The organism is Polynucleobacter duraquae, assembly GCF_000973625.1.
In the GTDB taxonomy this organism is placed as follows: domain Bacteria; phylum Pseudomonadota; class Gammaproteobacteria; order Burkholderiales; family Burkholderiaceae; genus Polynucleobacter; species Polynucleobacter duraquae.
This window is the reverse complement of the sequence record NZ_CP007501.1, coordinates 1,586,230-1,607,435: the sequence shown is the minus strand read 5'-3', so window position 1 is coordinate 1,607,435 and position 21,206 is coordinate 1,586,230. Positions and strand designations below refer to the sequence as shown.

The following is a 21,206-nucleotide window of genomic DNA, read 5'->3' as shown; positions in this document are numbered from 1 at the left end:
TCTTATAACTGCTCTACTGCTGCATATTGTTCTAGCACTTCTAGCGAGACTTTCTCCAAGGCTTTGATGTGCGTGCTCTCTAGCTTAATCCTAGGCGCACAGTTTGCTTCTAAGGCTTCAATCCAGCGGTTCAAACAAAGACACCACTGATCTCCAGCAATCAGTCCTGGGAACTGATACTCAGGACGCGGGGTAATGAGATCGTTACCACGCTTGAGACTAAATTGTAGAAAGTCATTGCTCACAATCGCGCAGACTAGGTGACTACCAAGATCTTGTTCATTAGTCTTGCAGCAACCATCTCTAAAAAATCCAGTGAGCGGATCAAACGAGCATGCAACCAGGGGTTGACCTAAAACATTGAGGGGTAGTTCAGTAGACATGAATGCTCTTTAAGTGGTGATGTATGGACGATTGATGGAGTGACGCATAAAGTTAGGGGCTAGGGTAGAGCTTATGGGACAAAGCTTGACCAGATGAATTTACTTTTACCAAAATCATATCCCCTGAATTAAGAACCTTGCCAGTAAAGGATTGGATATTGACGTGGTGGGTCACCATGATGATCGGTACTTTTGGATATTTGATGCGCTCATCGCGAATGAGATTGGCTAAATCATCAGTTTGTTTTTTGGCTTGACTCATATCGTCGAAAAAAGAACCCAACGCTGCTTCCTTAGTAACGGCACCCTTATTCAGAAGGATTGCTGTATCAAAGCAACGACACCAAGGACTGCTATAGACCTGAGCTTTGGTAATGCCCTGCTTGGCTAGCCACTCACCAGTTAGCTGAGCCTGGCGCTTGCCTGCTTCACCCAGGTTGCGTTGGGTGGAGCACTGCGTTAATTGATAGCCTGCTGGATCTCCATACCCAGGCGCGTCAGCATGTCGCATGAGTAAGACATGCTGGCCATCTTGCATTGCGTTAGCCAACTCAGTTTGGGCGAGAGCGCTGCTATGGGCTCCAATGAGAGTAGTGAGTGCAATCAGCAATGGGGATAAAAATTTGATCATCATGATTGGGTTACCAAGGTAACTTTTCTCCGGAGTAACTCAGAAAAATTCCTGAATCAGTTTTTTGAAGTGAGAGTAAAACCGCAAGCATATCGCTTGCAGCATCTAAAGCTGGTCTGCCTATGTGCTCGCCCTTAAAGGGCTTGGATAAACGGGAGTTTACGGTTCCCGGATGCAGTGCCACTAAGGCCGTATTGGGTTTGGTTCTGGCAAATTCAATTGAGGCTGTTTTGATCAGCATATTCAGGGCCGCCTTAGAGGCGCGATAGCTAAACCAGCCCCCCAAACGATTGTCCTCAATGCTGCCGACTTTAGCGGAGAGGGTTGCCATAACGGATCCCGCTGGGTCGAGTAATTTGGAGAAATGCTTGATTGTGAGTCCAGGGCCAATGGCATTGGTCTGCATCAATATCTGTAACTGTTCAGCGTTGAGGTCATCCAATTTCTTTTCAGGCATCCAGTGCTCAGAATGCAATACACCTATCGTATTGATAATGAGCTGAAAAGGACCTTCCTGAATAAGACTAGCTGCAGCAGATTCAATCGTGCCGAGATCTTGGTAGTTAATTGGCTGCGCCGAGTTGCGACTGAGGCCCCAAACCACCTCACAATCAGGAGAAGCTTCTAGAAGCTCCATAAATGCTGACCCAATAGTCCCAGAGGATCCAATAATCAAAGCGCGAAAGGGTTTTGGAACTAGGGGCATAGATAGAGAGGCTTAAGTATCGGGTCAATGCGGGCTCAGCTAGTTTATTGAATAAGTCTTAAACTTGCTTGATGGACACCAAGATAACTCAAGCACTCTCCGCCGCCGATCTCTCACGGGTGATCGAGATGGCATGGGAAGATCGCACGCCATTTGATGCGATTGAGCAAAATTTTGGACTATCCGAGCCACAAGTCATTGCGCTGATGCGTAAAGAGCTCAAGAGAGGCTCGTTCAATCTATGGCGTCAGCGGGTAACTGGTAGGGCAACTAAGCATGTCGCATTAAGAAGTAAGTTGGTAACCCGCGCCTATTGCTCGATGCAATACAAGCAGAAGTAGTGGCCATGAAGAAACTCACTATGTTCTACGATGGTCTTTGTCCTCTTTGTCAGGCAGAGATTCTATTTTTGTCTGACCGCAATCAAGCTGGTTTATTGAGCTTCGTAGATGTGAATTCAAATCGTTATAACGCTGATGAGGTTGGCGTATCTTGCCAACAGGCCTTGGATTCGATGTACGCTCAGTATGATGATGGTGAGCTGATTAATGGTGTGGATGTTTTCTCAGCCGCCTATGCGAGAGCAAATTTACCGAAGTTAGCTTGGTTATTTTCTCGATCAAGCCTGCGTCCTATATTGACCTTGGCCTATCGTTTTTTTGCCAAAAACCGACATGCTATTTCTGGTCTATTTGGACCATCTGCCTTATGGTTGGTGAATACAACTCGTAAACATAAATAAAGGGACGATGATGAAAATAATTTCACAAGGTAGTACCGCCCTATGGCTTTCTTTAGCTCTGCTGAGTACTCCCATATCAGCTAAGAGCTTGGCACACATTGAGGGCGTGATTAATCAAGTGCAGCCTCAGGGTACTGGCCGCCTCAACTTTTGGGGTTTTCATGTTTATGACGCGACCCTGTATCGCCCTGCGGGCAAGGATTCTGCTGAATTTGCCTTGGATATTAAATATCAAAAATCATTTTCTGGGGCGGCCATCGCAAGCCGTACTGCTGATGAAATGAAGGGTATTGGTATATCTGAGGCGCAGTCCGCCATTTGGGGAAAAGAGCTTGCTGCAGTTTTGCCCAATATAGAGTCTGGGCAAACACTCACTGGTGTTTACTCACCAAAACAAGGCACCACTTTTTTTTATGACGGTAAGAAAATTGCTCAATTTCCTGGAGCAGATTTTTCAAGGGCATTTTTTGGGATTTGGCTTGATTCCAAAACGAGCGTACCCAAGCTGAGATCTGAATTACTGGGCAACGGTTGCCCACCCCCACTAATCACTGGAGCCTGTTAATGTCTAAGATCTATTTCGTTAAAAAGTATTTAGCTATTGGTTTGATTGCATTTGGCCTATTCGGTTGCTCTTCACCTTCAGTCAATCAATACGCACAAGAAACACCTAAGCTTGATCTAAGTGAATACTTCAACGGCACGATTGATGCGTATGGCATCTTTACCGATCGTAGTGGTGAGGTTAAAAAACGCTTCACCGTGTTATTGGTTGCTAAATGGTCGGTTGTGAATGGTAAAAAGACGGGCATTTTGGATGAGAGCTTTGAGTACTCCGATGGCACAAAGCAAAAGCGTATCTGGACTTTAGTAGAAACCGCTCCTGGAAAATATACTGGCACTGCGGATGACGTCATCGGTGAAGCCATTGGTGAATCTGCTGGTAATGCCTTGAACTGGTCTTATACATTGGCTCTGCCTGTAGATAAGTCCATCTACCATGTGCAATTTGACGATTGGATGTATCTAGTGAGCCCGAAGGTCATGATTAATAAGGCTCAAATGAGTAAATTCGGTATTAATTTGGGTGAAGTGACTCTTAGTTTTTATAAGCGCTAAGCGCTGACTCCTCTCCTAATATTAAGTGTTTCTTTGAAAGATGTGAATTGAAAAAGCTTGTTCTCATTCTGGGTGACCAACTCGATATCGATAGCCCGATATTAAAAAACCTGAATCCCAAGACTGAGCAAGTCGTCATGATTGAGTCTATCGATGAGGCTCAGTATGTTTGGTCACATAAGGCCAAAATCGTTTTATTCTTATCGGCGATGCGGCATTTTGCTGAGCAACTGGAAGAGCGGGGTTTGCCGCTGATCTATATTAAGCAGTCTCCGCAGTCGATTGGCGATACGCTACGAGATTTGATTCCCAAGAAACAATTTACACACTTGGTATGTCTTGAGCCGGGGGAGTATCGACTCAAGTGCGAAATAGAGAATGTGGCATCTGAATTCAGCATCGATTTAGAAATGCAAGAGGATCCCCATTTCTATTGCTCACGCCATGAGTTTGAAAATTGGGTTGCAGGCAAGAAAGAATTGCGTTTGGAGTATTTCTACCGACTGATGCGTAAGACTCACAATATCTTGGTCGATAAAGAGGGTAATCCGGAGGGCGGTCAGTGGAATTTCGATCGAGATAATCGCAAGCCGTTTCCGAAAAAAGGGCCGGGATTAATTCCGCCGCCGGAGTTGTTTGAGCCGGATGACATTACTCAAGAAGTCATTGCGTTGGTTGAGAAAAAATTTCCCAAACATCCTGGATCTCTGGAGCACTTTCAGTGGCCAGTCACACGCGCACAAGCTTTGCAGGCACTGAAAGGATTTGTGGAGCACCGCTTAGTGACCTTTGGCATTCATGAAGATGCAATGTGGACGGATACGCCTTTTGGTTGGCACTCCTTACTCTCCAGCTCGATGAACTTAAAGTTGCTCAATCCCAGAGAGGTGATTGCGGCCGTCCTCAAAGCATGGAAGAAAGATGATTTAGATCTTGCAACGTTAGAAGGATTTATTCGTCAAATCCTAGGTTGGCGAGAATTTGTACGGGGCATGTACTACCTTGATATGCCCCAAATGGCCTTAGATAATTTTTATGACCATCAGAATGCATTGCCCTCCTGGTATTGGACTGGCAACGCCAAGATGAAGTGTATGCAGCAGGCGATAGGCCAAACGCTGGAGTACGGTTACGCCCACCATATTCAACGTCTGATGGTGACTGGCAACTTTGCATTGCTTGCAGAAATCTTGCCAAAAGAGGTTTGTGATTGGTATTTGGCAGTGTATGTTGATGCGATTGAATGGGTGGAGTTACCTAATACAGCGGGCATGGCCTTATTTGCGAGTGGCGGCCGTTTTACCAGCAAACCTTATATTGCGAGTGGCGCCTACATTAAAAGAATGAGTAATTATTGCGGCTCCTGCCAATACAAGCCCGATGTTCGATTTGGGGAAGGCGCCTGCCCAATGACCACCCTCTATTGGAACTTCCTCATCAAGCATCGCACCCAATTTGAGGCAAGCCCCCGTACTCGGCTGATGACTGCCAACTTATCCCGTATTAGCGATACAGATCAGCAGGCAATCGTGCTCCATGCCAAAGGCCTTCTAGCGGATTTGAGCTCCCTATAAGAGGCTTGCCTTATTTGTAGCTCCAAAAAACGCATTTTGTGAATTTGTGTCACACTTTCACTATATAAATCAGCAGGTTAAAAAAGTTATGAGAATTGAAGATACTGATCCAGCGCGACACGCTGGCATTGAATATCCCATGGAAGTGGGTGCACCTGTATTTGCGCCGATTAAGGTCTTGGAAGAAAAAGACAAGGCAGTTAATGTCGCACGCCAGAACGCAAAGCTTGAATACGATCGCATCATGGAGCAGGCCGAAGTATTAATGAAGCAGGCGCGGTCTCTTCAGGCTCGTTTGGATGCTACAGAAATGGTCCATAGTGCCAAATTTAGTTTTAATCCCCTGCATGGAAAAACCTACCACCTCTATTTTGATAGTCGCATTGGCACAAATGTACTAATTCAAAATGGCCCGGATCAGTGGAGCTGCGGTATTCCCGATGCCTGGACCTATTCCATGGCCGTCAAAAAACTGGGGGATAGTACCTGGGCTATCGTTGAGGAAGATGAGGTTGCATCATCTTCGCTTGCAGTAAGATAATTTTTTATATAAAAATAATAAAGGTGACTTGTGACAACTGCTCGAATTGTTAGTCTTTCAGAACTCGGCAACGCCGATGTAATTCAGTTAATCGATAAAGAGCTTCCAGCTCCAGGTAAAGGTGAAGTACAACTTCGTCAAACTGCGATTGGTTTTAACTTTATCGATGTGTACCAGCGCTCTGGTGTTTATCCTTTGGAGCTGCCAACGGGCTTGGGTCATGAGGCGGTCGGTGTAGTCGAGGCAGTAGGCGAGGGCGTTACTCGATTCAAGGTGGGCGATCGTGTGGTGTATATGAATGCCGGTATTGGTGCTTATGCCAGTGCGCGCAACGTCGCAGTGGATAAGTTGGTTTCAGTGCCAGATAATGTCTCTGATGAAGTTGCTGCAGCTGTGTTTTTTAAAGCAATGACTGCCCAATATTTAGTTCAAAAAACTTATAAGGTGAAGTCTGGTGACGTTGTCTTAGTTCACGCTGCCGCTGGTGGTGTTGGTCAAATTCTGTCGGGATGGGCAAAATCCTTAGGTGCGTTTGTAGTGGGCACTGTAGGATCTGAGACCAAGTTTGCTGCAGCAAAAGAAGCGGGCTGTGATGCTGTAGTGGACTACTCAAAACCAAATTGGGTCGAAGAGTTTATGAAGGTAACAGGCGGTCGCAAAGCCAATGTGGTCTATGACTCGGTTGCTAAGACTACTTTCTTGGGCTCACTCGATTGTGCTGCACCATTTGGCACAGTAGCTTTATTTGGTGCTGCCTCGGGACCTGCTCCAGAGATTCAGCCAGATATTCTCAATAAGAAGGGTTGTCTTTTCTTAACAAGACCTTCTGTATTTCCGCACAACGCTACTCCTGAGTTACTTCAGGAAAATGCTCGCGCAGTATTTGATGCAATTGCACAAGGCCGCGTGAAAGTACAGATCGGCGCTAGGTTTAAGCTTGAGGAGGCTGCGCAAGCTCACAAAGCCGCAGAAGGAAGAAAAGTTGTGGGCGCGATTGTCATCACACCTTAATTTTTTGGTTTGCTGACTAATCTAGTTTGCTACAGATCCCCGCTGATTTAGTGGGGATTTTTTATGCCCACTTAACATCAAACAGTTAATAGCAATTTGGAGACTCACTTGAATAAGATTTCGCCTAAAGTGTTAGAGCAGCTCGCACCGAACGGTGTTCTGTCTGCTGCGGTGTATTTAGGTAATTTCTTGTTGGTTACTGGTCGATCACCTTCAGGTGAGCCGACTGGTATCTCACCAGAGATTTGTCGATCTGTTGCAAAGCGTTTAGGCGTGGAGTTAAGTCTCATCGGTTTTAATACGCAGGTTGAGGTAGTTGAGGCTGTTGTCAGTGGAGGATGCGGTATCTCCTTGTTAGGCTCTGATCCTGCCCGCGCTCAAAAGATTACTTTCACACCAGCTTATGTTGAGCTCGAGGCTAGCTACTTGGTTTCCGCCAACTCTCCCATAAATGAGTTATCGCAGGTAGATCAGCCAGGAGTGAGGATTGCATCTTTTTACAAAAGTGCTTATGACCTGTGGTTGCAGCGTAATCTCAAACATGCCAGCTTAGTGCATGCTGACAGTGTGAAAGCCAGTATTGAATTATTCGTTAGTGAGAAATTAGATGCTTTGGCAGGTTTACGAACTGGCCTAGTTGACGCTTCTCAAGAAATTCCTGGATCCAGAATTCTGGATGGTCAATTTACTGGAATACAGCAGGCGATTGCCGTACATAAGTCCCACCTAGAGTCGATTGATTTTTTGGATGCTTGTGTAGAAGAATTCATTAGATCTGGCTTGGTAGCTGATCTGATTAGTCAATATCAGGTGCAAGGTGTATCAGTTGCACCACTCTCTCGAATGCCTTCAAAAGACTGATAATTCTAGTATTCCCGTAATCAATGGTATCGAGCTTATAATTATCTAAGTAATTGAATTAAAACAAGTTTCTTATTTAAAGACCGTTTTTAGCTTGTTTGACAGCCCCAAGTGGGTCTTGGACAATGCCTGAGGTGGTTTGATTCAAGCCATTGCTTCCAATGACAACGACCAACTCCTCCTTTCCAGCATCTACAACCGCAGCCCTTGAGGCCCGGAACATCACTTGCGTGCGCGGTGAAAGAACTCTTTTTTCAGGTCTTGATTTGGAGTTATTTGTTGGGCAGTGCCTCCATATTCGTGGCGAGAATGGCGTTGGTAAAACAAGCTTATTACGCTTGCTCACGGGCTTAGCTTCTCCTGATTGTGGAGAGGTGCTTTGGTATGGTCAACCCATCAAAAAACAAGAATCGGAATATCACAGCAAGCTATTATTTTTGGGTCATCGAGATGCGCTGAAAGAGGACCTCAGTGCTATTGAGAATTTGCGTATGTATGCAGCGATTGATGGCATTACGCTCTCCGAGCAAGATGCGTTCGCTAGCTTATGGCGATTTGGTCTAAAAGGGCGCGAAGACCTGCCTGTCAATTGTTTATCGGCCGGACAGAAAAAACGTGTTTTGATGGCGCGCATGTTAACGCGACGAGCACAACTCTGGATTTTGGATGAACCCTTTAATGCCTTAGACACCCATGCCGTGGGCGAGTTGCAAGCTTTGATCGTCGAGCATCTTCAGGGCAATGGTTTGGTCGTATTGACTAGTCATCAGTCCTTAGCTATTTCTGGTCTGCGAGTGCTAGACCTATGAACGCCTTTATCGCCATTGTCCATCGCGACCTGTTACTAGTGATGCGTCGTAAGAGCGAGGTTCTTACCGCATTATTTTTCTTTGTGATTGTGACGAGCTTATTCCCATTGGGGATTGGTGCTGATACCGCCTTATTGAGAAAGATTGCGCCTGGCGTGATTTGGGTTGCGGCCTTGCTCTCGACTTTGCTTGGTTTACAGCGGATGTTTGCGGCTGATTACGCAGACGGCACCCTAGAGCAACTGGTCTTGTCCCCGAATTCATTTACCGCCTTAGTATTGGGCAAGATCGTAGCCCATTGGCTGGTGTGTGGGTTACCTTTGGTTTTATTGGCTCCGGTGATCGGCATTCAGTTTGACCTAGATGCCCAGTCTTTAAAGGTGCTGATGGCAGCCTTATTGCTTGGCACACCTGTTTTATCATTGCTAGGCTCGGTTGGGGCGGCTCTCACTCTTGGGGTGAGGGGTGGTAGCGTATTGATGAGTCTCTTGATTTTGCCGCTCTATATTCCGGTACTAATTTTTGGTGCAGGTGCCGTATATGCTAGCAGTGTAGGACTGGATATCACGGGGCATTTTTCACTGCTAGGCGCTTTATTGATTTTGGCATTAGCATTTGTACCTTGGGTTAGTGCGAGCGCTGTAAAGATTGCTATCGAATGAGTAATGTAAATAATTTATCTTCTAGTCAAGTGACAAACTGGTTCAAATTCTCGAGTCCGAGTGCCTTTTATCCTTTAGCTGGAAAGATGATTCCTTGGTTCTGGGCGCTCACCATGATTTTTGGAGCTGCCGGCTTGTGGGTGAGTTTCTTTGTGGCGCCAGTTGATGCAGTTCAGGGTCAGGGTTACCGTATTATTTTTGTTCATGTACCCGTCTCCTGGATGTCAATGTTCATCTATGTAGTGATGGCTGTATGGGCTGGACTGGGTCTGATATTTAATACTCGCCTATCGGCCATGATGGCTCAGGCTTTAGCCCCGATCGGCGCCTGGATGGCTTTCTTATCTCTGTGGACTGGTGCATTTTGGGGTAAGCCCATGTGGGGCGCTTGGTGGGTATGGGACGCTCGCTTAACTTCGGAATTAATCCTACTCTTTTTGTATCTCGGTTTTATCGCTTTACAGGCATCTATTGATAATGTCCGCCGTGCCGATAAAGCGGGTGCAATCTTGGCCCTGGTAGGTGTGGTCAATGTACCGATTATTTATTTCTCAGTGAAATGGTGGAATACCTTGCACCAAGGCGCCTCTGTTTCGCTCACTAAGGCACCAGCCATGGCCCAGACCATGCTTTGGGGGATGCTACTGATGGCTTTATGCTTATGGATGTACTCAATTGCAGTAGGGTTAATGCGTGTGCGCGCCATCATTTTGGAGCGTGAGGCTCATACTGATTGGGTTAGGCAATTAAATGAGGTGAAGCGTTAATGTGGAATAGTTCGGCTGAATTCTTTGCCATGGGTGGTTATGCCCTATATGTATGGTGCAGCTTTGGTGCCTGTGCTTTGGTGTTCTTATTAGAGCCCCTGGCTGTTCGCGCGCGGCATCAGGCAATCGTACGCAGACTGCAACGTGAAGTTTTGGCTGAGCAGTTTGATCAAAAGGGTGGCCAGTGAAACCAAGATATAAGCGAGCTGCCATTATTGTTGGTGCACTGATTGTTATTAGCATCGCGGCAGTACTGATTTTGAATGCGCTCAACAGCAATATTGCGCTGTATGTCACCCCGAGTGAGGTGGCTGCGGGTAAGTCACCGGCAGGTCAAGTCTTTCGTATTGGTGGCATGGTCAAGGATGGATCGGTTAAGCGAGATGGTTTAACGGTGCACTTTGTGATTACCGATATGGCGAAAGATATTCCGGTGGCATACACGGGCATTCTTCCGGACTTGTTTAAAGAGGGTAAGGGCGCAGTGATTCAGGGGCGTCTCGATTCAAATGGACAATTTGTTGCGAGTGAAGTGTTGGCTAAGCACGATGAGAACTATATGCCTCCAGAGGCGAAGCATGCATTGGAGCAGGCTCAAAAAAATGGAAATAAACAATGATTCCTGAATTTGGGCATTACGCACTAATACTGGCCTTTTGTATCGCCATCATTCAAGGAACGCTTCCGCTGGTAGGCGCACATCAAAGTCGCCGTGAATGGATTTTGTTAGCGAGGCCGGCCGCACACGCTGTTTTCTTATTGCTAGCTATTGCATTTGTGATTTTGGCCTGGAGCTTTTACTCAAATGATTTTTCTGTTCTTTATGTAGCTGAGCATTCAAATTCACAAATGCCGGTCATGTACCGCTTGGGTGCAGTGTGGGGCGGTCATGAAGGCTCTCTGCTACTCTGGGTTTTCTTGCTCTCCACTTGGACATTTTTAGTGGCTCAGCTTTCGAAGGCGCTAGATGAATTTATGGTGGCGCGTGTAATCGGTGTATTGGGTTTAGTCACCACCGGTCTACTATTGTTCGTGATCGCAACCTCCAATCCTTTTGAGAGGCTGCTACCAGCTGCTCAGGACGGACGATCTCTCAATCCACTCCTGCAAGATCCAGGCTTGGTGTTTCATCCGCCGATGTTGTACATGGGGTATGTTGGCTTCTCCGTAGCATTTGCATTCGCAATTGCATCTTTATTGTCCGGCCGTTTAGATGCTGCTTGGGCGCGCTGGTCGCGTCCGTGGACAACGGCCGCTTGGGTGTTTCTGACTTTAGGTATTGCGCTGGGTTCTTGGTGGGCTTATTACGAACTCGGTTGGGGTGGTTGGTGGTTCTGGGATCCCGTAGAGAATGCATCATTCATCCCTTGGCTGGTTGGTACCGCTTTGCTACATTCGCTTGCGGTTACTGAGAAGCGGGGCGGCTTTAAGAGTTGGACTGTGCTGTTGGCAATTACTGCTTTCTCACTATCGCTTTTAGGAACCTTCTTGGTTCGATCTGGAGTACTGACTTCAGTGCATGCATTTGCAACTGACCCTACACGGGGCGTCTTTATTTTGATTTTCTTGGTACTAGTGGTGGGTTCTTCTTTGACGCTTTACGCTTGGCGTGCTCCCAAAAGTACTCTTGGCGGTAAGTTCAGCTTAACGTCGCGCGAAACATTTATCTTGCTTGGTAACGTTTTCTTAGTGGTGTCCGCCGCATCAGTACTCCTGGGCACTCTCTATCCTTTATTAATTGATGCCTTGCATCTAGGAAAAATCTCAGTAGGGCCTCCATATTTCAATAGTGTTTTCGTTCCCATCATGATCCCATTGTTAGTACTGATGGGAATTGGACCTTGGACAAGCTGGAAGAACTCTAATCTCTTAGATGTGATCAAGCGCTTATGGATTGCAGCTCTAGTCGCAGTGATTGCGGCAGCTTTAATTCCGTTTGCTATGGGCGAATTTACTTGGCTCAGCAGCCTTGGTTTCTTATTAGCCTTCTGGGTGATCTCTTCTGGGGTGCTGCAAATTATTCGCCAAGCAAAGGCTGGCAAGCCGACCCGTTCATTTATTGGTATGCAGGTAGCGCATTTAGGGATAGCAGTCTTTACGATTGGCGTCACTATGGTGGGCACCTATCAAGAGGAAAAAGATGTACGTATGCTCGCCGGTGAAAGCGTTAGTGTCGGTGGTTATGACATTCAGCTTCAGGGTGTGAGCCCTGTTCCTGGACCAAACTACAAAGCGATGCAAGGCACCTTCCTATTAACACGCAATGGGAAGGTGGAAGCAACCATGTACCCAGAAAAGCGCAGTTATTTTTCATCAACAATGCCTATGACCGAGGCGGCGATTGATGCGAGTCTTACCAGAGATATCTATGTTTCATTGGGTGAAGAGTTAGATGACAAAGCATGGGCAGTTCGGGTCTATTACAAGCCTTTTGTTGATTGGATTTGGGGTGGTTGTGTATTGATGGCTTTAGGTGGTTTGCTGGCGATGTCCGATAAGCGCTATCGCATGAAGTTGAAGAAGGCAGCAGCATGAAAGCCAAGTTTTTAATTCCACTGATTTTGTTTGTCATTTTGGTTGGATTTTTAGCAGTAGGCTTAAATCGTGATCCACAAGAAATACCTTCTCCACTGATTGGTAAGCAGGCGCCTGCTTTTGAGTTACCTCAACTGGCAGATCCTGGAAAAACCTTTTCACCAGAGAGTATGAAAGGCAAGCCTTGGATTTTGAATGTCTGGGCCTCTTGGTGTGTTGCTTGCCGTGAGGAGCACCCCGTTCTCGTTGAGCTAGGTAAATTGCAGGTAGCCCCAATTATTGGATTGGATTACAAAGATAAGCGTGACGACGCGATGGCCATGCTGGCTCGTCAAGGTGACCCGTACTTATTGTCAGCTTTTGATGCCAAAGGCCGAGTGGGGATTGACTATGGTGTCTATGGCGTTCCAGAGACCTATGTGATTGACAAGACAGGCGTCATTCGGTTCAAACATATTGGACCGATCACGATGGAATTACTTCGTAACAAGATCATTCCTTTGTTAGATGAGCTTAAATAATGTTGAGAAAGACGCTTTCATCACTCTTACTCACTTTTGTCCTACTGTGTTCTATCAGCACGTCTGCTAAGGATGCAGTGCCTTTGGCTGATGACCCAGTAATAGAGCAGCGTCTGATTGTGATTTCGGAAGAAATGCGCTGCTTGGTTTGTCAGAATGAATCCCTTGCCGGCTCACGCTCTGATTTAGCAAATGACTTGCGCCGAGAAATTCGTATCCTCATTACTGAGGGCAAGACGGATGAGCAGATTCGGAATTTTATGGTGGAGCGTTACGGCGACTTCGTTTTATATCGCCCGCCTGTAAAGCCGATCACCTGGCTCCTATGGATAGGCCCTTTTGTAATTTTGCTTGCAGGAATTATTGGCTTGATGGTGTATCTGCGTCGCAGAAATCAGGCTGTGCCCAGTACCACGCTATCTGAAGCAGATAATCGTCGTATTGATACACTACTTCAGGATGCCAAGTCCAGTTCAATAGAAAAATAATATGACTAGTTTTGTAATATCCGCTCTTTTTTTATTGATCCTAGTCTTGGTGCTGCTCTTGCGCCCACTGTTTTTCCCTGCAAAAGAATCCGCGACCTCGCGTCGTCAGATGAATGCGGCCATCTATCGGGAAGAGCTTGATAAGCTGGAGGCCGATCGTTTGGTAGGTACTGTAGATAGCCATAGCTATGAGCAGACTCATGCAGAAATGCGTCAGCGGCTTTTTCAGGATACGGATGAGGCGGATGATCTTGCGGTGCTGGGCTCGCCTAAGAAAACCATCATTGGGATTTGTCTTTTTGTAGCAATCCTTTCAGCGGGTTTCTATTTCTACCTTGGTGATGCCGCTCAGATTGCCGAGCAGAGCACTGAGAAACCGATGACTCAAGAGTCAGTTGAAAAGATGGTTGAAGAGTTTGCGGCTAAGATGGATAAGGAGCCTGACAATCTCAAGGGTTGGGCTATGCTAGCTCGCTCCTATCGGATTTTGGGTCGTAATACTGAAGCTGCAAATGCCTATGCTCGCGCAGGTTCTTTTGTTGATTCGGACCCGCAATTATTAGCTGACTATGCTGATGTATTGGCAGCTAATGCAAATGGTAATTTTGCTGGTAAGCCACAGCAACTCATTAACAAGGCATTATCCCAGGACCCAAATAATTTATTGGCTCTTTGGCTTTCTGGAACTGCCGCTTTTAATGCGCAGAACTATAAAGCTGCAGTGCAGTCTTGGGAGAAGTTAGCAAAGCAATTACCCCCAGAGACAGATGAGGCGCGTGCAATTGCTTCTTCAATTGCTGAGGCACGGAGCAAGGGTGGCCTTGCGCCAGCTAGTACGCCAGTAATTAGTAATCAAGGTGTGAGTGGCCAGGTAGAAATTGTGCCAGAACTGAAGTCTAAAATTAAAGCAGGCGATGTTTTGATGGTGATCGCTCGTAAACCAGGTGAGCGTATGCCAGTGACCGTTCTCAAAACTGCAGTTACTGCATTCCCAATGAGTTTTGTTTTAAATGATGCTTTGGCAATGAGTCCCAATGCGTTAATTTCTCAAATGCCAGAAGTCTCGGTTGAGGTACGTATTTCAAAAACTGGAATGGCAATGCCAGAACCCGGTGACTTGATATCTACGCCGCAAACGATCAAGGTGGGCACGACCAATGCTCGCCTCGTCATTGAACAGATTAGGCCTTAATTAGCCTCGACCAACAAATGGCATGTTGCTTGCCATGATGGTCATTGACAGGATATTGCTCTCTAAAGGTAGCTGAGCCATATGCAGGACAGCTTGCCCAACATGTTCTACATCCATGAGTGGCTCAACCTTTTTTGAGCCATCTGGCTGCAAAATGCCGGCAGCCATAGGGATGGTCATTTCAGTGCCAGCATTACCTATATCGATCTGACCGCAGGTAATATTAAATGGACGACCATCCAACGCAATCGATTTGGTTAATCCAGTCATGGCATGTTTAGTGGCGGTGTATGGGGCAGACATTGGACGGGGTGCATGCGCAGAGATCGAGCCATTATTAATAATTCGACCACCTTGCGGAGTCTGAGCTTTCATCATGCGGATAGCCTCTTGTGAGCATAGGAAAGCTCCACAGAGATTCGCATTAACAACATTCATCCATTGTTCGTAGCTCAGTTCTTCCATAGGGATTGCGGGCGCTCCCATGCCTGCATTATTAAAGAGCACGTCGATCCGGCCAAACTGTTGTTGGATTTCTGAAAACAGCTTTTTTACTTGCTCTGGTTTGCCGACATCGCAGCTTACTGCGAGGCAGTTTTGATTGCTCCCACCAATATTTTGAATGGCTAAATTGAGCTTCTCCAGATTTCTACCAGTGAGAACGACTCTAAATCCACCCTGCAACAGTGCTTTTGCTGCAGCTTTTCCGATACCTGTTCCAGCTCCTGTGACCAGGGCTACTTTGTTGGCAGCTGAATTCATTATTGTCCTAATGGCTCTTTAAAACCCCTATCTTATCCCGAAATAATTCGAATCAATTCATTACCCTCTAGATCCTTGGGCTCGGGGCATAATGGCAAAAACAAGCAGAATTCTTATGAACTTCATACGCAAAAATATTTATAACCCTGTGGCAGTATCCATCGCCTTTTTGATTTTGGTTGCCATGCTGTTTGCCACGCTCTGGGTATTGGTGCCGCCTCCGCCCAGATCAATTGAGCTGGCAACGGGTTTCCCAACCGGTCTTTATCAGCAGTTTGGTGAAAAGCTCCAAAGTGAGCTTGCTGAGCAAGGCGTATCTATGAAATTACGTACGACCGGCGGAACGGGTGACAACTTAGCCTTACTAAGTGACCAGTACTCTGGAGTAGATTTTGCAATGGTGCAGGGTGGCGTAGCGGACTTATCCAAGTACCCTGATTTTATTTCTATCGCCGGTGTGTTTTATGAGCCGGTATGGGTTTGGTACAGAGAGTCTAGCTTTCCAACTGAATCGGGGCGATTGGGTTTATTGAGTCAGTTAAAAGGTAAGCGAGTATCTATCGGAAATGAAGGTAGCGGCACCTTGTCCCTGACTTCTCAATTGCTTGCAGCAAGCGGACTGAGTCTGAGCGATATTCGTGCTGAAAAATTAAAGCCACTGGATGCATTAGAGAAGTTCAAAAAGGGTGAGTTAGATGCTGTATTTTTGGTAAGTGCTGCGGAGGCTCCTTTAGTCAAAAAATTTTATGAAACTCCCGGCATTCGCTTAATGAACTTTGAGCAGGCTGAAGCTTATGTGCACTTGTTTCCTTTCCTCTCAAAAGTAACAGTACCGCGTGGTGTCGTGAGCATCGCCTATGATCTGCCGCGTCAAGATATTCAGGTGCTTGCTGCAACTGCAACCTTAGTAGGTAAGAGTGATATTAGTCCTGCATTGGTAACACTGTTACTTGGGGCTACCTACGATGTATTAAAAACTTATTCCTATTTACAAAAGCCGGGAGAGTTTCCATCTGGTTCTGGTCTTGATTTTCCTTTGCATGTTGATGCTGAAATCTACTTAAAGGATGGACCGTCTTTCTTGCATCGCCATTTACCTTTCTGGACGGCGGTGTGGATTGGACGCTTTGCAAAAATTGTAATTCCACTTCTAGTGATTTTGATTCCCTTATTTACTTACATCCCCGCAGCTAAGAATTTACTCTTGCGCCTCAAGCTATCTCAAGTGTATGAGGAGCTTAAGGTGATTGAAAGACATGCCTCTAATCCTGATTTAAAAGAAAAGAACTTGAAGGATTTGGAGAATATTGAGCGAAGGGTAGGTAACATTAAAGTATCCATGTTGGATGCAAAAGAGTTGTATGACTTAAAAGGTCATGTGGGGGACGTTCGCAACCGTTTGAACCTGTATTCCTAAATTGATTGGTATGCGCCTAAAATATACCTATGACTCTTTCCAGCCTTTTACCCCCATTAACGCCCGCTAGGGAGTTGGTTCAATCTTTACAAGATGATGGCTTTGCAGTTGTCTCTGCTCAGGATGTAGCGCAGATTGCACATGTGGATCTTAATCAGCTACTCAATCTCACTCAATTCTGGGAAGGCTTGCCTAGAGACCCGTATCTTAAGGATGGTGGGCGGTATCGTTTTCGCCGTCATTCAAGCTTTGAGGTTAAGGGACAATCTTTGGCTAAGGTGCCGCATCGTGCACACTGGCAGTCTGTCGATTACAACGCGCTGCATGGCGGTATAGAACGTTGGTTTGAACCTTCGCAAGCTGAGCTCACTAGTAACCCTACCTGGCATGCTCTTTTGTTGGGACTGACTCATATTCTGGATGGCGTTAAGCAAGTTAATACATGGTTTATTGAGGCCCACCAATTTCGGATTGATACGACAGATGGCATTGGGCGACCAACGCCTGAGGGGGCGCATCGTGACGGCGTTGATTTTGTAGCTGTCTTTTTAATCAATCGAGTCGATGTCAAGGGTGGCGAGACCCGAATTTTTAGTGCCACCGGTTCTACTGGTTTGCGATTTACTCTCACTGAGCCTTGGTCTTTATTGCTGATGAATGATGAAAAAATGATTCATGAATCGACTCCGATTCAGCCCTTGGGACAGTACGGCTATAGGGATACTTTGGTACTCACGTTCCGCTCAAACGGCTTCCAGGATTCTCCAAATAGCAGTCAGCAGTAATTTATGCGTTTGAAACCCTCTGGTTACACACCCTTGATGCTGATGGCACAAACTTGTGCGCTATTAGGTTTTGCCTGTTACGCAGTGGTGTTAACAACATTACAAGATGAATGGCATCTCAGTAATTTACAGTCTGGACTGATTGCTAGCGCCTTTTTCTTTGGTTACATGCTGATGGTCCCATTGGCAACCGCTCTCACCGATCGCATTGATGCAAAAAAAGTCTATCTCGTAGGTGGTCTTTCAGCGACCTGTGGATTGCTCGGCATGGGCCTCTTTGCCTATAACTTCTGGACTGCCTTGATATTTATGGCACTCAATGGAGTTGGTTTAGCGGGCACTTATATGCCTGGCTTAAAAATTCTGTCAGATCGTATTAAAACCGGTGAGCTGACCCGTCACATCGCCTTCTACACCGCATTCTTTGGTATTGGTACTGGCTTCTCTTATCTTTGTTCTGGTTGGATCTTAGATAGCTTAGGCTGGCGCTACGTTTTTGGAATCATTGCCTTAGGCCCATTTACTGCACTGTTGATTGTGCTCTTATTCATACCAGCACTTACCCATGAAAAGTGGCATGGTCCAATACGCATTCGCTTACACGATATTTTTCCAGTTGATAAGTGGCGCCTAGTCTTGCAAGACAAAACAGCCTCTGGATTTATTTTTGGTTATACCGTCCACTCAATCGAGTTATTTGCTTCCCGCAGTTGGATCGTAGCCTTTTTTGGTTTCTGTGCCATCGTGACAGGTGACCCCTTTTTATTAACCGCAACTACTCTTGCGGGTCTGATTAATTTCTTTGGCGTTCCTGCATCCATTATCGGAAACGAGATTGCCTTAAGAATAGGGCGTCAAAAATGGATTTTCTTTGTCATGCTATCTAGTGCGGCATTTGGTGTGGCACTCGCTTTATCAACAGGACAATCTTGGTGGTTGATTATTGCCTTGGCAGTAGGGCATGCAATTTTCATCATGGCCGATTCTTCCACCTTAACTGCGGGCTTAGTCATTAGCGCTAAAGACAATATTAAAGGTGCTGCAATGGGACTCCATTCCCTGATGGGCTTTGGAGGCGGGTTGTTAGGCCCAGCTATTTTTGGTTTTGTGCTGGATTTAACTGGCTCACGTGCCTCGCAAATATCCTGGGTCTGGGCATATGCTGCAGTGGTAGTTTGGGGTGTTCTGTTTATATTTTATGAGCGTCGTAACGGCTGGTTTAGTGGGTCCATTACCAGCAAATCATGATTCATTTATGAGCTCTAGCTTGCCAAGCAATAGCTGTTATCACTGTGGCAGCTTTATTCTTCCGAATGACTCTTACGAGCTTGAGCTCGATAGTGTTAATAGAAAATTCTGTTGTGCCGGTTGTATGGCAATTGCACAAACAATTCATGGAGAAGGCTTAGAGGTATTCTATATACGCCGTGCACAGTCAAGCGATAAGCCTGCAGCTTACCTTGCTTCAAGTGAAATTCCTCCCAGCTTAACCCCCTATGATGATCCTTCTTTGCTCAGTAGATACACTCGGCCGAGTAGTGATGCAGCTGATTTGGAGACTACGCTTCGACTGGAGAAGATCCGCTGTGCCGCTTGTGTTTGGTTATGTGAGCAACACCTACGACGTATCCCTGGCGTTAAAGATGTGCAGATTAATTATGTCAGTCAAAAGGCTAAGGTGGAGTTTTCCCCTGAAAAAACTAGTCTTGCTCGTTTACTCTTTGAGATAGAGCGCATTGGTTACGAGGCATGGCCTTTTGAGCCCTCACTCTCTATTGAGAAGTCCAAAAAAGAACGTCGTCAATTGCTTACTAGACTAGGGGTTGCATTGCTCGGCATGATGCAAGTCATGATGTATGCCTGGCCAATGTATGTGGGTGACAGCGATATTACGGTGGAGTATGACCTGCTATTGGGCTGGACCAGTTGGGCTCTCACGGTTCCAGTAATGACGTATTCAGCAGGCCCCATTTTCCGAGCAGCTTGGCGGAGCATTACTTCATTTCAGCAAACGCATATGTTGGGTATGGATGTGCCGATTGCTCTAGCTCTAGCCCTAGCATTTAGTGCTGGCACCGTAAATCTTGTGACAGGCTCAGGTCAGGGCTATTTTGATTCCATCACCATGTTTGTTGCCTTTATTTTGGCGGCACGCTATGTAGAGCTATTAGCTCGACAAGATGCACAGGGTGGAGCAGAGGCGCTGGCAAAGCAATTACCGGCTACGTGTGAGAGAGTGCCGAACTATCCCCAGTCTGAGCAAGTGGAAATTGTGCCGGTAGTGAACTGCAATCCTGGTGAAGTTCTGCGCGTTCCTCCGGGGGATGTCATTCCGGCTGACGGCATTTTGATTGAGTATGAGAGCACTTTAGATGAGTCACTACTGACCGGCGAATCTAAGCCGATTGATAAGAAGATGGGTGATCGAGTATATGCAGGTACGCACAATATTCTCAATCCGATATTGATGAGAATCGATGCTGTAGGTCAATCTACTCGTATTGCAGGTATCGCTTCATTACTAGATCAAGCATTGCAAGCCAAACCTGTCATGGTCAGTCTCGCAGAAAAGTGGGCTGGATATTTTGTAGGCTTTCTGTTGATGGTTGCTTTCTTATCTTCAGCAATTTGGTATTACGTTGACCCCAGTAGGGCTTGGACTGTTTTAGTCTCGGTGCTGGTTGCCAGCTGTCCTTGCGCCCTATCTCTTGCCGTACCAACGGCGATGGCTGCAGCTCAGGGGGCTGTGACAAAGCTAGGTTTGTTGATTGTGCGTGGTCATGTGCTAGAGGGTTTAGTCAAGGCGACAGACTTGGTGCTGGATAAGACAGGCACTCTCACTATGGGTCAACCAGAATTAAAAGAAGTCTTAGTTGCTCGTCCAGAATTTTCTCGAGCAGATGTATTAAGAATTGCTGCGTCCATGGAGATGGGTCAAAAACATCCTCTTGCGCTATCACTGTTGCGTGCTGCAGAAGCGGATAATCTTTCGCTAAGCACCTTGCCTGAGGCAGTTATTAATCAATTGGGCAAAGGCCTGAGCTCGGGTGTTTATCGACTGGGAAGTGCTGCTTGGGTTGGTGCTCAGCAGATTGCACAAGAGGGTCAGTATGGACAAGTGCATCTAGGGGATAACAAAGGCTTGATTGCGAGCTTTCTATTTTTAGATACTCCAAGAGTGGGACTAGAGAGGCTCTTAACTGCTGCAAAGTCTCGCAAGATTACTGTCCATTTAGTTTCTGGAGATGATCCTGCAACAGTTGCGTGGTGGGCAAATCATGTTGGGATCGATCACTTCAAAGGCGCCTGTTCGCCAGAGGATAAATATCACTACATTGAGCGCTTGCAAAAAGAGGGCCACTTTGTTTGGGCTATTGGCGATGGCATTAACGATGCACCTCTACTAGCAAGAGCAGATGTCTCCATAGCCGTTGGGGCGGGCGCACCGCTTGCTACCGCGGGTGCAGATGCGATTTTGACGGCGAGTTCCTTGGCCCCGCTAGCTAAGTCTCTATTGTTGGCAGATAAAACTCAAATGATTATTAAAGAAAACTTGATTTGGGCTCTGGTTTACAACCTCTTGGCCATTCCGGCTGCCATGATGGGGTGGGTGGATCCTTGGGTTGCTGGTATTGGTATGTCCCTTTCCTCGCTGGCGGTTACATTAAACGCCTGGCGCCTCAGAAAGGCCTAGACTAGA

The 21,206-nt window shown here is 46.4% G+C and carries 25 protein-coding genes; 21 read left to right on the top strand and 4 right to left on the bottom strand.

The annotated features are described in order from the left end of the window. Positions 1–2 precede the first annotated feature (2 nt). The 3 genes from CL55_RS08340 to CL55_RS08330 are packed head-to-tail and all read right to left on the bottom strand — an operon-like array spanning position 3 to position 1,720. Positions 3–383, bottom strand: a complete 381-nt coding sequence (locus tag CL55_RS08340; protein ID WP_046330671.1) for a DUF2237 family protein — start codon at positions 381–383, stop codon at positions 3–5. 52 nt (positions 384–435) lie between these two features. Further along, the gene (locus tag CL55_RS08335) at positions 436–1,017 is read right to left on the bottom strand and encodes a histidine phosphatase family protein (RefSeq protein WP_237150490.1); all 582 of its coding nucleotides are present in this window, start codon (positions 1,015–1,017) and stop codon (positions 436–438) included. Between the two features lie 7 nt (positions 1,018–1,024). Beyond that, positions 1,025–1,720: an SDR family NAD(P)-dependent oxidoreductase gene (locus CL55_RS08330; protein ID WP_046330670.1), complete on the bottom strand. Its 696-nt coding sequence runs from the start codon at positions 1,718–1,720 to the stop codon at positions 1,025–1,027. Between the two features lie 71 nt (positions 1,721–1,791). Here CL55_RS08330 and CL55_RS08325 point away from each other — a divergent pair, with 71 nt between their 5' ends. From CL55_RS08325 to ccmI, 17 genes are all read left to right on the top strand, one after another. Beyond that, positions 1,792–2,061, top strand: coding sequence for a TIGR03643 family protein (locus tag CL55_RS08325; protein ID WP_046330669.1), 270 nt, complete (start codon positions 1,792–1,794; stop codon positions 2,059–2,061). A gap of 5 nt (positions 2,062–2,066) precedes the next feature. Then, a complete protein-coding gene (locus CL55_RS08320) occupies positions 2,067–2,462 on the top strand; it encodes a thiol-disulfide oxidoreductase DCC family protein (RefSeq protein WP_205621268.1) in 396 nt (131 codons plus the stop codon). A 7-nt stretch (positions 2,463–2,469) separates the two neighbouring features. Next, complete coding sequence (locus CL55_RS08315; protein WP_237150489.1) at positions 2,470–3,027, top strand: chalcone isomerase family protein; 558 nt, start codon at positions 2,470–2,472, stop codon at positions 3,025–3,027. Further along, positions 3,027–3,581 (top strand): DUF3833 domain-containing protein, encoded by a 555-nt coding sequence (locus CL55_RS08310; RefSeq protein ID WP_046330667.1) that lies wholly within the window; start codon positions 3,027–3,029, stop codon positions 3,579–3,581. The genes CL55_RS08315 and CL55_RS08310 overlap by 1 nt, the downstream gene beginning before the upstream one ends. 47 nt (positions 3,582–3,628) lie before the next feature. Then, positions 3,629–5,155: a cryptochrome/photolyase family protein gene (locus CL55_RS08305; RefSeq protein WP_046330666.1), complete on the top strand. Its 1,527-nt coding sequence runs from the start codon at positions 3,629–3,631 to the stop codon at positions 5,153–5,155. Positions 5,156–5,243: 88 nt separating this feature from the next. Next, the gene (locus CL55_RS08300) at positions 5,244–5,696 is read left to right on the top strand and encodes a DUF2452 domain-containing protein (protein ID WP_046330665.1); all 453 of its coding nucleotides are present in this window, start codon (positions 5,244–5,246) and stop codon (positions 5,694–5,696) included. 30 nt (positions 5,697–5,726) lie between these two features. Further along, a complete protein-coding gene (locus CL55_RS08295) occupies positions 5,727–6,707 on the top strand; it encodes a quinone oxidoreductase family protein (protein ID WP_046330664.1) in 981 nt (326 codons plus the stop codon). Positions 6,708–6,815: 108 nt separating this feature from the next. Then, on the top strand, positions 6,816–7,568 hold the full coding sequence (locus tag CL55_RS08290; RefSeq protein WP_052728810.1) for a transporter substrate-binding domain-containing protein: 753 nt from the start codon (positions 6,816–6,818) through the stop codon (positions 7,566–7,568). Between the two features lie 161 nt (positions 7,569–7,729). Further along, positions 7,730–8,377, top strand: coding sequence for a cytochrome c biogenesis heme-transporting ATPase CcmA (gene ccmA, locus CL55_RS08285; protein ID WP_046330663.1), 648 nt, complete (start codon positions 7,730–7,732; stop codon positions 8,375–8,377). Beyond that, positions 8,374–9,039 (top strand): heme exporter protein CcmB, encoded by a 666-nt coding sequence (ccmB, locus tag CL55_RS08280; RefSeq protein WP_046330662.1) that lies wholly within the window; start codon positions 8,374–8,376, stop codon positions 9,037–9,039. Before ccmA ends, ccmB begins: the two co-directional genes overlap by 4 nt. After that, the gene (gene ccmC / locus CL55_RS08275; protein ID WP_205621267.1) at positions 9,036–9,806 is read left to right on the top strand and encodes a heme ABC transporter permease CcmC; all 771 of its coding nucleotides are present in this window, start codon (positions 9,036–9,038) and stop codon (positions 9,804–9,806) included. The genes ccmB and ccmC overlap by 4 nt, the downstream gene beginning before the upstream one ends. Beyond that, on the top strand, positions 9,806–9,994 hold the full coding sequence (ccmD, locus tag CL55_RS08270; protein ID WP_046330661.1) for a heme exporter protein CcmD: 189 nt from the start codon (positions 9,806–9,808) through the stop codon (positions 9,992–9,994). Before ccmC ends, ccmD begins: the two co-directional genes overlap by 1 nt. Next, positions 9,991–10,425, top strand: a complete 435-nt coding sequence (ccmE, locus tag CL55_RS08265) for a cytochrome c maturation protein CcmE (protein WP_046330660.1) — start codon at positions 9,991–9,993, stop codon at positions 10,423–10,425. The genes ccmD and ccmE overlap by 4 nt, the downstream gene beginning before the upstream one ends. Further along, complete coding sequence (locus CL55_RS08260) at positions 10,422–12,341, top strand: heme lyase CcmF/NrfE family subunit (protein ID WP_046330659.1); 1,920 nt, start codon at positions 10,422–10,424, stop codon at positions 12,339–12,341. Before ccmE ends, CL55_RS08260 begins: the two co-directional genes overlap by 4 nt. Further along, a complete protein-coding gene (locus tag CL55_RS08255; RefSeq protein ID WP_046330658.1) occupies positions 12,338–12,862 on the top strand; it encodes a DsbE family thiol:disulfide interchange protein in 525 nt (174 codons plus the stop codon). Before CL55_RS08260 ends, CL55_RS08255 begins: the two co-directional genes overlap by 4 nt. Further along, positions 12,862–13,350, top strand: a complete 489-nt coding sequence (locus CL55_RS08250; protein ID WP_046330657.1) for a cytochrome c-type biogenesis protein — start codon at positions 12,862–12,864, stop codon at positions 13,348–13,350. Before CL55_RS08255 ends, CL55_RS08250 begins: the two co-directional genes overlap by 1 nt. Position 13,351: 1 nt before the next feature. Beyond that, positions 13,352–14,542: a c-type cytochrome biogenesis protein CcmI gene (ccmI, locus tag CL55_RS08245; RefSeq protein ID WP_046330656.1), complete on the top strand. Its 1,191-nt coding sequence runs from the start codon at positions 13,352–13,354 to the stop codon at positions 14,540–14,542. On the opposite strand, the gene CL55_RS08240 is transcribed toward ccmI, so the two are convergent. Further along, entirely contained in the window at positions 14,543–15,304 is a 762-nt protein-coding gene (locus CL55_RS08240; RefSeq protein ID WP_046330655.1) for an SDR family oxidoreductase, read from the bottom strand. It lies immediately after the preceding gene. 115 nt (positions 15,305–15,419) lie between these two features. Between CL55_RS08240 and CL55_RS08235 the strand changes: the two genes are divergently transcribed. The 4 genes from CL55_RS08235 to CL55_RS08220 are packed head-to-tail and all read left to right on the top strand — an operon-like array spanning position 15,420 to position 21,200. Beyond that, complete coding sequence (locus CL55_RS08235; RefSeq protein ID WP_046330654.1) at positions 15,420–16,721, top strand: TAXI family TRAP transporter solute-binding subunit; 1,302 nt, start codon at positions 15,420–15,422, stop codon at positions 16,719–16,721. A 29-nt stretch (positions 16,722–16,750) separates the two neighbouring features. Then, positions 16,751–17,506 (top strand): 2OG-Fe dioxygenase family protein, encoded by a 756-nt coding sequence (locus tag CL55_RS08230; RefSeq protein ID WP_046330653.1) that lies wholly within the window; start codon positions 16,751–16,753, stop codon positions 17,504–17,506. Between the two features lie 3 nt (positions 17,507–17,509). Beyond that, the gene (locus tag CL55_RS08225; RefSeq protein WP_046330652.1) at positions 17,510–18,754 is read left to right on the top strand and encodes an MFS transporter; all 1,245 of its coding nucleotides are present in this window, start codon (positions 17,510–17,512) and stop codon (positions 18,752–18,754) included. Beyond that, positions 18,705–21,200, top strand: coding sequence for a heavy metal translocating P-type ATPase (locus tag CL55_RS08220; protein ID WP_237150488.1), 2,496 nt, complete (start codon positions 18,705–18,707; stop codon positions 21,198–21,200). Before CL55_RS08225 ends, CL55_RS08220 begins: the two co-directional genes overlap by 50 nt. The last annotated feature ends 6 nt before the right edge of the window (positions 21,201–21,206 follow it).

Excerpts from the sequence above, each read along its gene's own strand:
- CL55_RS08250 (WP_046330657.1), top strand. The coding sequence starts at position 12,862 with ATGTTGAGAAAGACGCTTTCATCACTCTTACTCACTTTTGTCCTACTG.
- ccmA (WP_046330663.1), top strand. The coding sequence starts at position 7,730 with ATGACAACGACCAACTCCTCCTTTCCAGCATCTACAACCGCAGCCCTT.
- CL55_RS08300 (WP_046330665.1), top strand. The coding sequence starts at position 5,244 with ATGAGAATTGAAGATACTGATCCAGCGCGACACGCTGGCATTGAATAT.
- ccmD (WP_046330661.1), top strand. The coding sequence starts at position 9,806 with ATGTGGAATAGTTCGGCTGAATTCTTTGCCATGGGTGGTTATGCCCTA.
- CL55_RS08260 (WP_046330659.1), top strand. The coding sequence starts at position 10,422 with ATGATTCCTGAATTTGGGCATTACGCACTAATACTGGCCTTTTGTATC.
- CL55_RS08235 (WP_046330654.1), top strand. The coding sequence starts at position 15,420 with ATGAACTTCATACGCAAAAATATTTATAACCCTGTGGCAGTATCCATC.
- CL55_RS08335 (WP_237150490.1), bottom strand. The coding sequence starts at position 1,017 with ATGATGATCAAATTTTTATCCCCATTGCTGATTGCACTCACTACTCTC.
- ccmB (WP_046330662.1), top strand. The coding sequence starts at position 8,374 with ATGAACGCCTTTATCGCCATTGTCCATCGCGACCTGTTACTAGTGATG.
- CL55_RS08230 (WP_046330653.1), top strand. The coding sequence starts at position 16,751 with ATGACTCTTTCCAGCCTTTTACCCCCATTAACGCCCGCTAGGGAGTTG.
- CL55_RS08310 (WP_046330667.1), top strand. The coding sequence starts at position 3,027 with ATGTCTAAGATCTATTTCGTTAAAAAGTATTTAGCTATTGGTTTGATT.
- CL55_RS08315 (WP_237150489.1), top strand. The coding sequence starts at position 2,470 with ATGATGAAAATAATTTCACAAGGTAGTACCGCCCTATGGCTTTCTTTA.
- CL55_RS08325 (WP_046330669.1), top strand. The coding sequence starts at position 1,792 with ATGGACACCAAGATAACTCAAGCACTCTCCGCCGCCGATCTCTCACGG.
- CL55_RS08330 (WP_046330670.1), bottom strand. The coding sequence starts at position 1,720 with ATGCCCCTAGTTCCAAAACCCTTTCGCGCTTTGATTATTGGATCCTCT.
- CL55_RS08225 (WP_046330652.1), top strand. The coding sequence starts at position 17,510 with ATGCGTTTGAAACCCTCTGGTTACACACCCTTGATGCTGATGGCACAA.
- CL55_RS08320 (WP_205621268.1), top strand. The coding sequence starts at position 2,067 with ATGAAGAAACTCACTATGTTCTACGATGGTCTTTGTCCTCTTTGTCAG.
- ccmC (WP_205621267.1), top strand. The coding sequence starts at position 9,036 with ATGAGTAATGTAAATAATTTATCTTCTAGTCAAGTGACAAACTGGTTC.
- CL55_RS08240 (WP_046330655.1), bottom strand. The coding sequence starts at position 15,304 with ATGAATTCAGCTGCCAACAAAGTAGCCCTGGTCACAGGAGCTGGAACA.
- CL55_RS08255 (WP_046330658.1), top strand. The coding sequence starts at position 12,338 with ATGAAAGCCAAGTTTTTAATTCCACTGATTTTGTTTGTCATTTTGGTT.
- CL55_RS08220 (WP_237150488.1), top strand. The coding sequence starts at position 18,705 with ATGAGCGTCGTAACGGCTGGTTTAGTGGGTCCATTACCAGCAAATCAT.
- CL55_RS08340 (WP_046330671.1), bottom strand. The coding sequence starts at position 383 with ATGTCTACTGAACTACCCCTCAATGTTTTAGGTCAACCCCTGGTTGCA.
- ccmI (WP_046330656.1), top strand. The coding sequence starts at position 13,352 with ATGACTAGTTTTGTAATATCCGCTCTTTTTTTATTGATCCTAGTCTTG.